The 13,965-nt window shown below is 72.3% G+C and carries 13 protein-coding genes, 2 tRNA genes and 1 pseudogene; 10 read left to right on the top strand and 6 right to left on the bottom strand.

Annotated features, from left to right (window positions below):
• Positions 1–4 precede the first annotated feature (4 nt).
• The 4 genes and pseudogenes from H4W31_RS16890 (at position 5) to arfB (ending at position 3,440) form a co-directional block, all read left to right on the top strand.
• Positions 5–1,006: a DUF58 domain-containing protein gene (locus H4W31_RS16890; RefSeq protein WP_192767533.1), complete on the top strand. Its 1,002-nt coding sequence runs from the start codon at positions 5–7 to the stop codon at positions 1,004–1,006.
• A pseudogene (locus H4W31_RS16895) lies at positions 1,003–1,960 on the top strand (VWA domain-containing protein). Before H4W31_RS16890 ends, H4W31_RS16895 begins: the two are co-directional and overlap by 4 nt.
• A gap of 71 nt (positions 1,961–2,031) precedes the next feature.
• A complete protein-coding gene (locus H4W31_RS16900) occupies positions 2,032–2,907 on the top strand; it encodes a S1C family serine protease (protein WP_192767534.1) in 876 nt (291 codons plus the stop codon).
• Between the two features lie 107 nt (positions 2,908–3,014).
• Positions 3,015–3,440 carry an alternative ribosome rescue aminoacyl-tRNA hydrolase ArfB gene (gene arfB / locus H4W31_RS16905; protein ID WP_192767535.1) on the top strand — a complete coding sequence of 142 codons (426 nt, stop codon included), beginning with the start codon at positions 3,015–3,017 and terminating at the stop codon, positions 3,438–3,440.
• 74 nt (positions 3,441–3,514) lie between these two features.
• Here the strand turns inward: arfB and H4W31_RS16910 are convergent, their stop codons facing one another.
• The gene (locus H4W31_RS16910) at positions 3,515–4,552 is read right to left on the bottom strand and encodes an aminotransferase class V-fold PLP-dependent enzyme (RefSeq protein WP_192767536.1); all 1,038 of its coding nucleotides are present in this window, start codon (positions 4,550–4,552) and stop codon (positions 3,515–3,517) included.
• 30 nt (positions 4,553–4,582) lie between these two features.
• Entirely contained in the window at positions 4,583–5,263 is a 681-nt protein-coding gene (locus tag H4W31_RS16915; RefSeq protein WP_192767537.1) for a TetR/AcrR family transcriptional regulator, read from the bottom strand.
• Positions 5,264–5,410: 147 nt separating this feature from the next.
• On the opposite strand from H4W31_RS16915, the gene H4W31_RS16920 reads away from it, so the two are divergent.
• The 3 genes from H4W31_RS16920 (at position 5,411) to H4W31_RS16930 (ending at position 7,939) form a co-directional block, all read left to right on the top strand.
• Positions 5,411–6,109 (top strand): TetR/AcrR family transcriptional regulator, encoded by a 699-nt coding sequence (locus H4W31_RS16920; RefSeq protein ID WP_192767538.1) that lies wholly within the window; start codon positions 5,411–5,413, stop codon positions 6,107–6,109.
• Positions 6,110–6,231: 122 nt separating this feature from the next.
• Positions 6,232–6,993 (top strand): SDR family oxidoreductase, encoded by a 762-nt coding sequence (locus H4W31_RS16925; protein WP_192767539.1) that lies wholly within the window; start codon positions 6,232–6,234, stop codon positions 6,991–6,993.
• Positions 6,994–7,042: 49 nt separating this feature from the next.
• Positions 7,043–7,939 carry an SDR family oxidoreductase gene (locus H4W31_RS16930; RefSeq protein WP_192767540.1) on the top strand — a complete coding sequence of 299 codons (897 nt, stop codon included), beginning with the start codon at positions 7,043–7,045 and terminating at the stop codon, positions 7,937–7,939.
• 19 nt (positions 7,940–7,958) lie between these two features.
• On the opposite strand, the gene H4W31_RS16935 is transcribed toward H4W31_RS16930, so the two are convergent.
• The 3 genes from H4W31_RS16935 to H4W31_RS16945 all read right to left on the bottom strand — a co-directional run bounded on the left by H4W31_RS16935 (position 7,959) and on the right by H4W31_RS16945 (position 11,658).
• Positions 7,959–8,600, bottom strand: coding sequence for a DUF4232 domain-containing protein (locus tag H4W31_RS16935; protein ID WP_192767541.1), 642 nt, complete (start codon positions 8,598–8,600; stop codon positions 7,959–7,961).
• Entirely contained in the window at positions 8,597–9,526 is a 930-nt protein-coding gene (locus H4W31_RS16940; RefSeq protein WP_192767542.1) for a 3-methyladenine DNA glycosylase, read from the bottom strand. Before H4W31_RS16940 ends, H4W31_RS16935 begins: the two co-directional genes overlap by 4 nt.
• A 143-nt stretch (positions 9,527–9,669) precedes the next feature.
• Complete coding sequence (locus H4W31_RS16945) at positions 9,670–11,658, bottom strand: hypothetical protein (RefSeq protein ID WP_192767543.1); 1,989 nt, start codon at positions 11,656–11,658, stop codon at positions 9,670–9,672.
• A 151-nt stretch (positions 11,659–11,809) separates the two neighbouring features.
• Here H4W31_RS16945 and H4W31_RS16950 point away from each other — a divergent pair, with 151 nt between their 5' ends.
• The 3 genes from H4W31_RS16950 (at position 11,810) to H4W31_RS16960 (ending at position 12,933) form a co-directional block, all read left to right on the top strand.
• On the top strand, positions 11,810–12,613 hold the full coding sequence (locus H4W31_RS16950; RefSeq protein WP_192767544.1) for a fumarylacetoacetate hydrolase family protein: 804 nt from the start codon (positions 11,810–11,812) through the stop codon (positions 12,611–12,613).
• 92 nt (positions 12,614–12,705) lie between these two features.
• A tRNA-Gln gene (locus H4W31_RS16955) sits at positions 12,706–12,780 on the top strand.
• Between the two features lie 80 nt (positions 12,781–12,860).
• A tRNA-Glu gene (locus H4W31_RS16960) sits at positions 12,861–12,933 on the top strand.
• 343 nt (positions 12,934–13,276) lie between these two features.
• Here the strand turns inward: H4W31_RS16960 and H4W31_RS16965 are convergent.
• The gene (locus H4W31_RS16965; RefSeq protein WP_192767545.1) at positions 13,277–13,963 is read right to left on the bottom strand and encodes an IclR family transcriptional regulator; all 687 of its coding nucleotides are present in this window, start codon (positions 13,961–13,963) and stop codon (positions 13,277–13,279) included.
• Positions 13,964–13,965 lie beyond the last annotated feature (2 nt).

Here is a 13,965-nt window from a genome sequence, read left to right on the forward strand (position 1 = left end):
TCGCGTGAGTCGCGTCGACGGTCAGCCGGACCGGGGCGACCCCACCCTGCGACAGCTCGCGCCCGAGCGCCGGCTGCGCCGGTTGGAGCTGCTGGTCACCCGGCGGCTCGACGGACTGCTGCACGGCCAGTACCTCGGCCTGCTGCCGGGCCCCGGCAGCGAGTACACCGGCGCCCGCGAGTACCGGGCCGGCGAGGACGAGGTACGCCGGATGGACTGGGCGGTCACCGCGCGTACCACGCTGCCGCACGTCCGGGAGGTCGACGCCGACCGGGAACTCTCCACCTGGCTGCTGGTCGACTCGACCCCGAGCATGGACTTCGGCACCGCCGAGCTGGAGAAGCGCGAGCTGGCGGTGGCGGCGGTCGCGGCGGTCGGCTTCCTCTCCGGCGGGGTGGGCAACCGGCTCGGCGCGCACCTGCTGGACGCCGGCGGGATCCGCCGCTATCCCGCCCGAAGCGGCCGGGCCCACCTGCTCGGGCTGCTCGGTGCCCTGCTCGCCGCCCCCCGGGGCGACATCGGCGGCAACCCGCCCACGCTGGCCGAGGCGGTGACGGCGCTGCACCGGGCCACCCCGAAGCGGGGAATGGCGGTGATCGTCTCGGACTTCCTCGACGGCCTGCCGGACGACGAGGACGGCACGCCGGAGTGGGAACGCGCGATCCGTCGACTCGCCGTCCGGCACCAGGTGCTCGCCGTGGAGGTGGTCGACCCGCGCGAACTGGAACTGCCGGACATCGGCCTGGTCACTCTGGTCGACCCGGAGACCGGGCGTCGCCGGGAGGTGTCCACCGGGGACCGGGGGCTTCGGGAACGGTACGCGGTGGCCGCCGCCGAACAGCGTGAACTGGTACGCCAGGCGCTGCGCCGCAGCGGTGCCGCGCACCTGTCGCTGCGTACCGACCGGGACTGGACCGCTGACGTCGTACGGCACGTACACACCCAACGGCGACTCGCGGGGACGACCCGGGCGCCCCGGACGGCGGTACGGGGAGGCACGGCATGACCTGGCAGTCTCCGGAGCGGCTGTTGCTGCTGCTGGGCGTGGTGGGCCTCGCCATCTGGTACCTCGTGCTGCAACGGCGCCGCAGCCGGTACGCCGTACGGTTCACGAACCTGCGGCTGCTGGACCGGGTCGCGCCGGACCGGCCGTCCTGGCGCCGGCACGTTCCGGCCGGGCTGTTCCTCGGCATGCTGGGGCTGCTGGTCGTCGGCTTCGCCCGGCCGGAGGCCGAGGTCCGGGTGCCCCGGGAGCGGGCCACCGTGATGGTGGCGGTGGACGTCTCGACCTCGATGCTGGCCACCGACGTGGAGCCGGACCGGCTGGCGGCGGCGAAGTCGGCGGCGCACAAGTTCGCCGACTCGCTGCCCGACGAGTTCAACGTCGGGTTGGTGGCCTTCGCCGGCAGCGCGGCGGTGCTGGTGCCGCCGGGCACCGACCGCTCGGTACTGCACACCGGGATCAAGCGGCTCGCCGAGGGCAGTACCGGAGTCCAGGGCACCGCCATCGGCGAGGCGATCGGCACCTCGCTGGAGGCGATCAAGACCTTCGACATGCAGGCCGCGAAGAACCCGCCACCGGCCCGGATCGTGCTGCTCTCCGACGGCGCGAACACCTCCGGGCGGGATCCGCTCGCGGCGGCCGACGAGGCGGTGCAGGTGGGCGTGCCGGTGCACACCATCTCGTTCGGCACCGCGTCCGGCTACGTCGCCCGGGGCGGGCGGCCGATCCGGGTACCGGTCGACGGCCAGACCCTGCGGGCGGTCGCGGAACAGACCAAGGGCGGGTACCACGAGGCGGGGACCAGCGCCGAACTGCGCGCCGTGTACGAGGACATCGGGACCTCGGTGGGCTACCGCACCGAGAAGCAGGACGTCTGCCCGGTTCATCGGGATCGGGCTGCTGCTGGCCCTGGCGGCGGCCGGCGGCTCGATGGCGTGGTTCTCCCGACTGCCCTGACCCGACGCCGGGTGTCCCGATCGGACCTTCTGCCCTGATCCGACGAGGAGTGGACTGACGAGGAGTGAGCTATGGCAACGCAGACCGGGCTCGGTGAACCCCGCGGCCCATGGTTCATCTCACCGGATCTCGAACCGGACGGGCGCGGTGCTCCGGCCGTACCCGATGGGCCGTTCACGCCGACCAGGGCGGCGCGGCGGCGCCGGGCGCTGCTCGCCGCGCTCGCCGTGGTCGCCCTCTCGATCGGCTCCGGCGGGCTGGCCGGCGGTTACGTGGCCAGCCAGGAGTCGTCGGTGGGGCGGGGGAAGGCGGCCCAGGCCGCCGTTCCGGCCGACCTGGTGGCCGCGGCCGCGCAGGTCGTGCCGGGAGTCGTCTCGGTGATGGTGGCCGGGGGCGGCAAGTCGGCGGGCGGCTCCGGATTCGCCCTCGACGACATGCACCACGTCGTCACCAACGACCACATCGTGGCCCGGGGCGGTGGTGGGGAGTCCGGCGGCGCGGTGATGGTCGAGACCTCGGACGGGCGGCAGTTCCCGGCCCGGATCGTCGGCCGGGACTCCAGCAGCGACATCGCGGTGCTCCGGGTGCCGCCGTCGGCCGGACTGACCGCGCTTCCGCTGGCGAAGCCCGGCGCGACCCGGGTCGGTGAGCCGGTGCTCGCGGTCGGCTCCCCGCTGGGGCTGGCCGGCACGGTCACCGCCGGAATCGTCAGCGCGCTGGACCGCGAGGTCCGGTTGGGCGACAACCGGCACAGTGCGGTGCAGACCGACGCCTCGATCAACCCGGGCAACTCCGGTGGCCCGCTGGTCAACGCCCGGGGCGAGGTGGTCGGGGTGAACACCGCGATCGCCACCATCGACGGCAGCGGGTCGATCGGGATCGGCTTCGCCATTCCGATCGAACAGGTGCAGCAGGTCGCCGACACCATCATCGGCAAGGGCGGCTGAGCCGTCCGTACCCGACCCGGTGGCCTTCGATCCTCGTGCCGGTGGCATCCGCTCCTTGTGCCGGTGGCGGCCGGTGGCCTCGTACGGATGGGAACTAACCTCAGCAGATGGCCGACGACCTGCGCGTGACCGACCGACTGGTGATTCCCGGCGGTGAGCTGCGGGAGCGGTTCTCCCGTTCGTCCGGGCCGGGCGGGCAGGGCGTGAACACCACCGACTCGCGGGTGGAACTCTCCTTCGACGTCGGCACGTCGCCGACCCTGCCGGAGCGCCTCCGGGAACGCGCCTTGGAACGGCTCACCGGCCGGCTCGTCGACGGCGTGCTCACGGTCACCGCCAGCGAGCACCGGGCGCAACTGGCCAACCGGGAGGCGGCCCGGGCCCGGCTGGCGGCGCTGTTGCGGGACGCGGTGGCGGCTCCGCCCCCGATCCGACGCGCGACGAAGCCGAGTCGGGGAGCGAAGGAACGGCGGCTGGCCGAGAAGAAGCGACGCGGCCAGATCAAACAGTTGCGCCGGGGCGACGGGGACTGACCGGTGGTCCGCAGGACCCGATCCGCAGGTGACGCCCGGCGGGTGGGAAGGGCGTACCTACCCCGCGGCAGTGCTCAGTCCAGCAGGGCGGCGAGGGCCAGGTCGACGTCGTACTCGGTGGAGTAGAGGTGGAACGAGGCGCGGACCCGGCCGGCCCGGACCGCCGCCCGGACTCCGGCGGACGCCAGCTTCTCCGCCGCCCCGGGTACGTCGACCGTGACGATCGCGCTGTTCGAGGGCGGCCGGCCGAGGCCGGTCAGGAACCGGTTGGCGAGTCCGACGTTGTGCTCCCGGATTGCCGGTAGGCCGATCTCGGCGAGCAGTTCCAGTGCCGGAGCCGCCCCGACGAAGCAGAACCAGGCCGGGGAGAGGTCGAACCGGCGGGCGTCGCCGGCCAGCCGCAGCGGGGGACCGTAGTACGACGCGTGCGGGTCCTCGCCCGCGTACCAGTTCGCGGCCAACGGGGTGATCCGGTCCCGGATCCGGGGGCTGAGATAGCCGAACGCCGCGCCGCGTGGGGCCATCAACCACTTGTACGCGCCCACCGCCACCACGTCCGCCCGGCTCGCGTCGAACGGAAGCCAGCCGCAGCCCTGGGTCGCGTCGACCACCACCAGTACGTCGTGCGCCTCGGCGGCGGCGAGTACGTCGTCGTACCGGGCGATGGTGCCGTCGGCGGACTGCACCAGGCTGAACGCCACCAGGTCGGTGTCGGCGTCGATCTCGTCGGCGAGCCGGTCGAGCGGCACCGTGCGGACCCGTACCCCGCGTTCGGCGTGCACCTGCCAGGGGAACAGGTTGGAGGTGAACTCGACCTCGGGTACGACCACGGTGCTGCCGGACGGCAACGCCGCACCGATCGGGGCGAGCAGTTGGGACACGGTCGCGCCGACGGTGACGTCCGCGACGGGTACGCCGACCAGGCCGGCGAAGGCGGCCCGGGACCGTACGGTCGACTCGTCCCACCCCTCCCAGGAGGTACGCCCGACCTGCCAGTCGGCCAGCGCCGACTGCAACGCCGTCCAGGCGGGTTCGGGCGGCAGACCGTAGCTGGCCGTGTTCAGCCAGCCCGGCTCGGGTTGCCACAGCTCCTGCGCCTTCACGAGATCCACTTGACCAGCGTAGTCAACGATCCGAGCTGGTCATGATCGCGACTTCTCGGCTCCGTTGAGGGCGCCGTGCAGGAACAGGTCGACCAGTTCCTCGACGACGACCTGCGGCTGCCCCTGTGCCGGCGGCCTGCCCCGTCCGAAGAGGAAGTTCAGGAAGATCTCCGCCAGCCGGTCGGGCGGCAGCCGCAGCGTGGCCCTCTCCGGCTCGAACAGCTCGGCGATCGCCTCCCGGGTCTCGGCCTGCGACCTGTCCCGGCCGATCGACCGGCCGGTTGAGCTGTCCCGGTCGGTCGACCGGTTCCGTGTGCCGTCGGCAGCGGTCTGCTCTCCGGATGGCGGCCGGTGCGACTGATAGCCCGAGGCGTGCAGCGCGCCGAGCACGGTTCCCATCCGGTTCAGATACCCGGAGAGCGCCTCGGCGGCCTCCACCAACCTGTCCGCCAACGGCTGCTCCACGGAGATGGACCGTAGTTCCTGCAACACCGTTGTCGGATCCAGGGCCCGGGCGATGCAGGCGGCCAGCAGTTCCTCCTTGTCGGCGAAGACCCGGAAGATGGTCGCCTCCCCGATCCCTGCCGCTCGGGCGATCTGTTGCGTCGTCACCGCGCTGCCGAACTCGGCTACCAACGGTAGCGCCGCCTGCAGCACCATCTCTCGTCGTTGTTCCGGAGTCATGCCCGGCGCACGTCGCCGGGTCGCTGGTGTCGTCATGCCATCCAGCCTACGGAGTGAGTACTCACTCCGTCAACCGCTCGACTCGCGCAGTCTCGCCCAGTCTTACCGAGCCTCGCGGGTGGCGTAACGACGCTTACATCCCCAAGGTAGCGGCGCTTCGGAAGGAGTGTTATCGTCGCTAACGTGGATACGAGAACACGGATACTGCACGCGGCGGCCGACCTGCTCGCCCGATCGCCCGAGGCCGACGTCTCGACCCGGGCGGTCTGCGAGGCCGCCGGTGTCGGCGCCCCGGTTCTCTACCGGCAGTTCGGCGACAAGGAGGGCCTGCTCTCGGCCGTGGTCGACTTCGGCTTCGAGCAGTACCTGGCGGGCAAGCGCGCCGCGAAGCCCTCGACCGACCCGGTACGGGACCTTCGGGACGGCTGGGACAACCACATCTCGTTCGCGCTGGAGAACCCGAACTTCTACCGGCTGATGTACTCGCCGGGGCTCTCCACCCCGCCCGACGCGGCGGCGGAGGCGCACGCACTGCTGCTGGCGGTCCTCGAACGCTGCGCGTCGGCGGGCCGACTGCGGGTCAGCCCGACGCTGGCCGCCCAGATGGTGATGCCCGCCAACGCGGGGGTCGCACTGCTGCTCATCACCCGTCCCGCCATCTACTCCGACGCCGACGAGGTCGCCGCCCGGGTCCGGGAGGCGATCGTCACCGCCGTCACCACCCCGGACGAGCCGGCCGGTACCGCCCCGCCGGTCGGCGAGGTGGCCGTCCTCGCGGCCAGCCTCGGCGCCCTGCTGCGGGCACAACCGGAGAGCCCGCTCTCCGGCGCCGAGACCGCGCTGCTGCTGGAGTGGCTGACCCGGCTCGCCGACCGAAGATAAGGAAGGGCCCCTTCCTATCGCTTTCTGTAGAAGAAGGGCCCCTTCCTAACCACCCACACGGCCGTCGCGACCCGGCGACGTCCGGCGATGACACCTACCCGCACCCCCCGAAGGAGAACACCATGTCCATCGACGCCACCCCGACCGAGATCCCGACCGTCCGGACCGCCGTCGTGACCGGAGGCTCGCGCGGCATCGGCCGTGGGGTCGCCACCCGACTGGCCGCCGACGGCTACGCCGTGGTCATCAACTACGCCAGCAACACCAGCGAGGCCGAGGCGGCCGTCCGGGAGGTCGAGGCCGCCGGCGGCCAGGCGATCGCGGTACGCGCCGACGTCGCCGACGAGAAGGCGATCAGCGCTCTCTTCGACACCGCCGAGCAGACGTACGGCGGGGTCGACGTGGTCGTGAACGCGGCCGGCCGGATGCCACTCTCGCTGCTCGCCGACCTCGACCTCGACGTGCTGGACGCCCTCTACCGGACCAACATCCGGGGCACCTTCGTCGTCAACCAGCAGGCGGTACGGCGACTGCGGCCCGGCGGCGCGATCGTCAACCTCTCCTCCTCGGTCGTCGGGCTCGCCTTCCCCCGCTACAGCGCCTACGCGGCCACCAAGGGTGCGGTGGAGGCGATGACGCTGGTACTGGCCCGGGAGCTGCGGGGCCGCGACGTCACGGTGAACGTGGTCGCACCGGGGCCGACCGCCACCGACCTGTTCATCCAGGCCAACGACGAGGAGCGGGTCGCACAGCTCGCGGCGCAGCCGCCGCTGGAGCGGCTGGGCGTGCCGGGCGACATCGCGGAGGTGGTCGCCTTCCTCGCCGGCCCGGCCGGTCACTGGGTCAACGGCCAGGTGCTGCGCGCCAACGGCGGAATCATCTGACCGCCCACGGCGGAGCCAACCAACCTCAGACGTCCCAGGGAGAACCACAATGGGCAAGATCATCGTCATCACGGGCGCCTCGAGCGGGTTCGGGGCACTGGGCGCACGGGCGCTCGCCGACGCCGGCCACACCGTCTACGCGGGAATGCGGCAGACCACCGGCCGGAACGCGGCAGCGGTCGCCGAACTCGACCGGTACGCCACCGGACACGGCGTCGACCTACGTGCCGTGGAACTGGACGTCAGCTCGCAGGAGTCGGCCGACGCGGCGATCGGCCGGGTGATCCGGGAACAGGGTCGGCTGGACGTGGTCGTACACAACGCGGGGCACATGGTCACCGGTCCGGCCGAGGCGTTCACCCCGGAACAGTTCGCCTCGGTGTACGACACCAACGTGCTCGGCACCCAACGGGTCAACCGGGCGGCGCTGCCGCAGTTGCGGAGCCAGCGCAGCGGACTCCTGCTCTGGGTGGGCAGTTCGAGCACCCGGGGCGGCACCCCGCCGTTCCTCGCCCCGTACTTCGCCGCCAAGGCCGCGATGGACGCCCTCGCCGTCAGCTACGCGGCGGAGCTGATCCGGTTCGGCATCGACACCTCGATCGTGGTCCCCGGCGCGTTCACGTCCGGCACCAACCACTTCGCCAACGCGGGCTCACCCGACGACGAGTCCCGGGTGGCCGACTACGCGGACCGGTACGGCCAGCTGATGGCCGAGGTCGGTGGGCGGCTGGCCGCCCTGGTCCCGCCGGACGCGGACCCGGGCGCAGTGGCCGAGGCCATCGTGCGGGTGGTGGACCTGCCGGCCGGCGCCCGGCCGTTCCGGGTGCACGTCGATCCGTCCCGGGACGGCAGCGAGGTCGTATCGACGGTCGCCGACCGGATCCGGGTGGAGTTCCTCCACCGGATCGGGCTCGACGATCTGCTGGCGGCGGACAGTAGCCGGTAACCGGCCGCGACTTCGGGGTTCAGGGGCGGATCGCCCAGGCGTTCACGGCCAGCCGGCCGGTGGTGCCGAGGTCGATTCCGCCCCGGGGCGCGACGATCTGCGTCGGTTCCCCCACGGCCGGGGCGATCTCCAGGTACTCGCCCTCGGTGGCGGGCACCGTCGACTCCGTCACCGTGTTGCGCCACAGGACCCGCGCCGTCGCCTGGCCGCCCGGGCGCAGCGTCACCGGCTGGGGCGGAGCGTCGTAGCTGTCCGGCGCGCTGACCGGGGACGAGCCGTTGCCGACCGTGATGTCGAGCGGCCGTCGGTTCCCGTCCAACACCCGGACCACAGGAAAGCCGTTCGCGGTGTAGTCCCGGGCGCCGCAGTTGGTGAGCTGGATGCCCAGCGCCCGCAGGCCCATGGCGCTGTCCACCTCGCCCACGGTGATCGCGACCCCCGACTCCGGACAGTCGGCGGCGGTGCTGCTCGGCGACGGCGTGGGCGGGGGCGGCACCGGTGCGGGACCGGTGCAGGCGGCGAGCAGGGCGATCCCGCAGAGCAGCGGGCCGAACCGGCGGATCGTGCGGCCGGACCCGATGCTGCCGGACCGGATGTGGCTGGATCGGATGCGGCCGCTCGGCGTGGCGCTCGCCACGGCCAGGATGGATCTTGGATTCACCCGATCGACGATTCCACGACATCCGACGGGACGGCCGGCGGGGACGGTGCAGATCTCGTGGAGATATCGAGCAGGGCCGCGCAGACAGCGATCAGCCGGGCGCGCAGTCGACCGGCGCGCTGCGAGAACCCGCGTTGCCGGGCGACGTACTCGGCCCTGCCCTCCGGGGTCTCGATGGCCACCGCCGGCTCCCCGTACGAGGAGAGGTCGTACGGGGAGGCCTGCATGTCGAGCAGTCGGATGTCGCGGGCGAGGTCGAAGCAGTCGAGCGCCAGGTCTCCGGGGACCGCCGGACCGAGCTTGATCGCCCACTTGTGGCAGTCCATCGACGCGTGCAGGCAGCCCGGCTGGTCGAGATCCACCTGGGTCGCCCGGGTGGGTTGAAGACGGTTGAGCCCGACCGCCTCCGGGGTGAAGAACCGGAACGCGTCAAAGTGCGTACAGCGGATCTGGGACGACTCGACGACGGCGTCGGTGCCCTCCTGCCCGAGGCGCAGCGGAAGGGGGTGCCGGTGCTGGGGCTGCCGGTACACCATCGCCCACTCGTGCAACCCGAGGCAGCCGGTGAAGGCCGGCCGGGAGGCGATCGCGGTCAACAGCCGGTGGATGTGGTGCACCGACTCGGATCTGTCCAACAGATAGGCCGGCACGTCGAGCCGGACGACCCCGTCGGCGTCGGCGGCGTACCAACGCCACTGCTGGTGCGGCGCGGCGCCGGCCGGATCGGGTTCCAGGGCGACGCCCACGCCGGGGTGCCAACGTCGCAACTGCGCCGGCCTGGTGCCGTAGTAGTCGTAGAGGAAGTCGTCGATCGCGTGGCGTTCGCCCGATGCCTTACGGGCACGGTGTCCCGAGGTGAGCGAGTCGGCGCGCTCCTCGTGGGCCCGGGCAAGGTCACGCCAGATCGTCGCGGGCAGGCTGGTCACGGCCGGTCACCCCGATCGTCCGTCGCCCGCCGGGCACGCCGGCCGGCCGGGTCGGGCGCGGCGGCCCGGGTACGGGTGGCGGTCACCGATCCAGGGTACGACCAGCCTCGGCGCACGCCCGGCGGGGCAGGGTCCCGCCCCGGTCAGCGCGGTACGTCGACGCTGACCCCGGCCGAGAAGACCGCACTGCGCAGCTCGATCCGGGTCGGTGCGGCCGGGCCGGCCGGGGCGAACACCAGCGGCAGGAGCATGCGTTCACCGGCCGGTACGGGGTCGGCGAACGGGTCCTTGCCGGCGTTGGCCGTCTGGGTGGCAGGTACGTCCGCGCCGACCCAGTCGCCCGTGGGCAGGTACGCCCGTTGCAGCGTGCCGTGCCACTGCTGACTCCGGTCGGTCAGGTTGCGTACCCCGACGATCGCCTGGCACCCGCCCGGTGCCGGCGGGCAGAGCAACCGGTACACGGTGAACTCGAAGGCGCTCTCCCGCAGGCTCGTGCCGACCGGCCCGGCCACGGTCTTGCCGACCCACGCCCCGCTCGACGGCTGTCGACCGGTGCTGATCGCGCTCACCTGGCTCGATCCGATCCACGCGGTGATCGTGGCGAACGCCACGGCCAGCACCAGCGCGACCCCCACGGCGAGCCAGGCCGGTGGCTTCGCCCGCCGTCGCGGCCGGTACGCCGTGGCCGGATGCGGGCTGGGTCGGGCCCGACCGACCGCCGGGGACACCTGCTCGGGGTACTGCTCCGGTGCTTCCTCCAGCTCGTCCTCGTCGGCCCGCCCGGCATCCACCGGCACCGGGGTGCGGGGCGGTACCGCCGCCTGGCCGACATAGCGGGCGCCGCCGGCGATGCCCACCGGTCCGTCCTCCTCGGCCGGCTCACCGGGCCGGTGGAGGCGGTCGGCCCCGATCAGACCGTCGTCGACCAGTTCGGCGTCCTCGTCGACCAGGTCGTCGACGGGTCGGAGTCGGTCGTCGGCGAGCCGGTCCCGCTCCTCCGCGAACTCCCGGTCCTCGAACAGCCCCCCGTCGGCCGGCAGCGCGGCATCCGCGTCGAGTTCGGGCTTTGTACCCCGGTCGGCATTCGTACTCCGGTCGGCATTCGTATCCCGGTCGGCGCCCGTGCCCGGGGTGCCGGGTCCGGCCAGGACGCCGTTCTCGGCATGGCCCGTCGCCAGGCGGACGCCGGGCGGCGCGGGGATCTTGGCATTTCCGCGTACCCGGGCGGTGGCCCTGGCGATGGGATTGCCGGACCTACGGATCACCCGGCCCTGGGCGGCGGCGGCCCGTTCCTCGGCAGCACGCCGCTGGGCCGCGCGTTTCTTGGCGCGCTTCTTCTCGGCCTTCTTCGCGGCCCGTTCCTCGGCGGCGCCACCCCGACCCGCAGCGCCACTCGGGGCCGCTGGGCCAGCCGGGGCCGCTGGGTCAGTCGGGGCCGCTGGGCCAGCCGGGGCCGCTGCGTCAGTTGGGAACCCGTCGCCGTTGCGGCCGGTGGCGTTCACACCGCCGGCCGCCCGTCGACGCCGTAGCCGGCGGGACCAGATCAGACCGGCAGCCCCGGCGAGCAGGACCACCACCACGATCGCCGTGCCCAGCATCAGGGTGCTGCGCCACCACGGCGGGGAGGCGGCCGGCTCGGCCCGTACCGAATTGTCGGTACCGGCGCCACCCCCGCCGGCCTTCGCCGGGTCCCAGGTCGCGGTCGCGCAGTCGTACGGCATGCTGCCGTTCGCGACGTACGCGCAGGCCGGTGCGGTGACCTTCGTTCCGGCGGACGGCGGCGTGAGGGTGCTGGTCAGCCGCGCGGTGGTACGGGGGGCCAACTGCACCTGCCAGACCACCTCCGGGCCGGTCTGACCGGGCTGCCCACCGGCGGGAACCACCTGCCCACCCTGGCTGATCATCGCCGCGGTGGTACCGGGTGGCAGATCCTGCCGGACGGTCGTCCTGGCCATGCCGTCGGTGCCGTTGCGCACCTGGATTTCGTAGCGTGGCGTCGCGCTTCCGGAGCTGGTCATCACGACCGTGATCAGCGGAGCGGCGGCCTGGGCGGGTACGCCGGGCGCGGCGGCGGCCAACAGGCAACCCCCGATCACCGCCCCTGCCGTACGTAGTCGGGTCGATGCAGGCATCACGAGAAGTCCTCCCAGTCCGACGCTAGGCCGGCTCCGGCGCCGGTCGGCGGCGAAGGATCGAACCGCTGCCCGGGAACCGGAGGCTGCGGTATCGTGCGCCGCCCGGTGCGACCTCGGCCCTGACCGCTGGTGGGGATAGATTGGCCGGGTGCGTATCGCTCGTTTCGCTCATGCAAAGGGAATGTCGTTCGGCGTGGTCGAGGGTGATCCCGAGGCCGGCCCAGAGGGTCTGACGGTGGCCGAGATCGAGGGCCATCCGTTCGGCGAGATCCGCTTCACCACGGCCCGATGGGCGCTCGCGGACGTCCGCCTGCTCTCGCCGATCCTGCCGAGCAAGGTGGTGTGTGTCGGGCGTAACTACGTCGAGCACGCGGCTGAACTCGGCAACGACGTGCCCACCGAGCCGCTGCTCTTCCTCAAGCCGTCCACCTCGGTGATCGGGCCTCGGGACGCGATCCGGCTGCCGACCCAGTCGAAGCAGATCGAGCACGAGGCCGAGCTGGCCGTGGTGATCGGGCCGCCGGGCGTACGCCGGGCCGACCGCGCCACCGCCGCGCAGGCGATCTTCGGCTACACCTGCGCCAACGACGTGACCGCCCGCGATCTCCAGCGGTCGGACGGTCAGTGGACCCGGGCCAAGGGCTTCGACTCGTTCTGTCCGATCGGCCCGTGGATCTCGACCGGAATCGACGTCAGCGACGTCGAGGTCCGCTGCGAGGTGGGTCGGGGTGCCGAGGAGATGGAGGTACGTCAGCTCGGCCGGACCAGGGACATGGTGTTCGACGTGCCGACCCTGGTGTCCTACATCTCACACGTGATGACGCTGCTCCCCGGTGACGTGGTGCTGACCGGCACTCCGGCGGGGGTTAGTCCGATCGTCGACGGGGATATCGTCACGGTGCGCGTCGGCGGGATCGGCGATCTGTCGAATCCGGTGGTGGCCCTGGACTAGGGCGTACCGGCGGGGCCAGCGTCCGGTACCGACCCGATTTGGCCTCCACCACCGGGTCCGGTAATGTTCGCTCTCGGTGCGACGAGTACCGATGGGGTATGGGGTAATTGGCAGCCCAACTGATTCTGGTTCAGTTAGTCTAGGTTCGAGTCCTGGTACCCCAGCCACCGATGTCCGAAAGGGCGCCGGTAGCTGGTCTCTGGTAGAGTTCGGCAGCGTTGATCGCAAGGTCAACAACGGAAGTTCTGGCCCCGTCGTCTAGCGGCCTAGGACGCCGCCCTCTCAAGGCGGTAGCGCGGGTTCGAATCCCGTCGGGGCTACATCTGACGGCCCGTGTCACCTCTGGTGGCGCGGGCCGTTTCCGTTGCACCAGGGCTGCGGGTCGTACCGGCGCCCCGGCTTCGCGGCGGACCACAGCCGCAGACGGCTCGCGCCGCACCGCTCGGGTGGCACCGCTTGCGGCGTACGCCTTCGCGGGCTGTCTGCTGCACGTTCGCGGGCTGTCGCACCGCTTATGGGTCGAGCATCGCACACCCGACGCCCGTCCAGCCGGCGAAATGAGCTATTTACCCCGCATCCTCGGCAGCCGTCCGTCGCGAGGATGGTTAGGAAGGGGCCCTTCTTCTACAGAAAGCGATAAGAAGGGGCCCTTCCTTGCACCGCCTACAGGCCGCTGAGGCGTTGGCCGGCCCGGACCACGGCCATCGCGTGCCGGTCGCCGGGGCGGCGGCCGAGTCGCTCGATCGGGCCGGAGATGCTGATCGCGGCGATCACCCGGCCGGTGCGGTCGCGGATCGGGGCCGAGACGCTGGCCACTCCGGGCTCGCGTTCCGCGACGCTCTGGGCCCAGCCGCGACGGCGTACCTCGGCCAGAGTGCGGCCGGTGAACTTGCATCGGGGGAGCAGCGGCATGACCGCCTCCGGTGGTTCCCAGGCGAGCAGGATCTGGGCTGCCGAGCCGGCGGTCATCGGCAGGACCGAACCGACCGGAACGGTGTCGCGCAGTCCGCTGGCGCGTTCGGCGGCGGCCACACAGATGCGCTCGTCGGCCCGGCGCAGATAGAGTTGTGCGCTCTCACCGGTCGCGTCCCGGAGTGCCGACAGCAGTGGCTCGGCCGCCGTCAGCAGGACGTCGGGAGCGGCGTTGGCCAGCTCGCCGAGCCGGGGTCCCGGGCGCCAGCGCCCCTGGGTGTCCCGGACCAGCATCCGATGGATCTCCAGGGCCTGCGCCAGGCGGTGCGCGGTGGCCCGGGGCAGCTTGGTGCGATCGACGAGTTCGGCCAGGCTGGCGCCATCGACGCAGGCCGCGAGGATGACCACCGCCTTGTCGAGAACGCCGACACCGCTCATAC

Source organism: Plantactinospora soyae (genome assembly GCF_014874095.1).
Taxonomy (GTDB): Bacteria; Actinomycetota; Actinomycetes; order Mycobacteriales; family Micromonosporaceae; genus Plantactinospora; species Plantactinospora soyae.

Excerpts from the sequence above, each read along its gene's own strand:
- H4W31_RS16900 (WP_192767534.1), top strand. The coding sequence starts at position 2,032 with ATGGCAACGCAGACCGGGCTCGGTGAACCCCGCGGCCCATGGTTCATC.
- arfB (WP_192767535.1), top strand. The coding sequence starts at position 3,015 with ATGGCCGACGACCTGCGCGTGACCGACCGACTGGTGATTCCCGGCGGT.
- H4W31_RS16915 (WP_192767537.1), bottom strand. The coding sequence starts at position 5,263 with ATGACGACACCAGCGACCCGGCGACGTGCGCCGGGCATGACTCCGGAA.
- H4W31_RS16925 (WP_192767539.1), top strand. The coding sequence starts at position 6,232 with ATGTCCATCGACGCCACCCCGACCGAGATCCCGACCGTCCGGACCGCC.
- H4W31_RS16930 (WP_192767540.1), top strand. The coding sequence starts at position 7,043 with ATGGGCAAGATCATCGTCATCACGGGCGCCTCGAGCGGGTTCGGGGCA.
- H4W31_RS16945 (WP_192767543.1), bottom strand. The coding sequence starts at position 11,658 with ATGCCTGCATCGACCCGACTACGTACGGCAGGGGCGGTGATCGGGGGT.
- H4W31_RS16965 (WP_192767545.1), bottom strand. The coding sequence starts at position 13,963 with ATGAGCGGTGTCGGCGTTCTCGACAAGGCGGTGGTCATCCTCGCGGCC.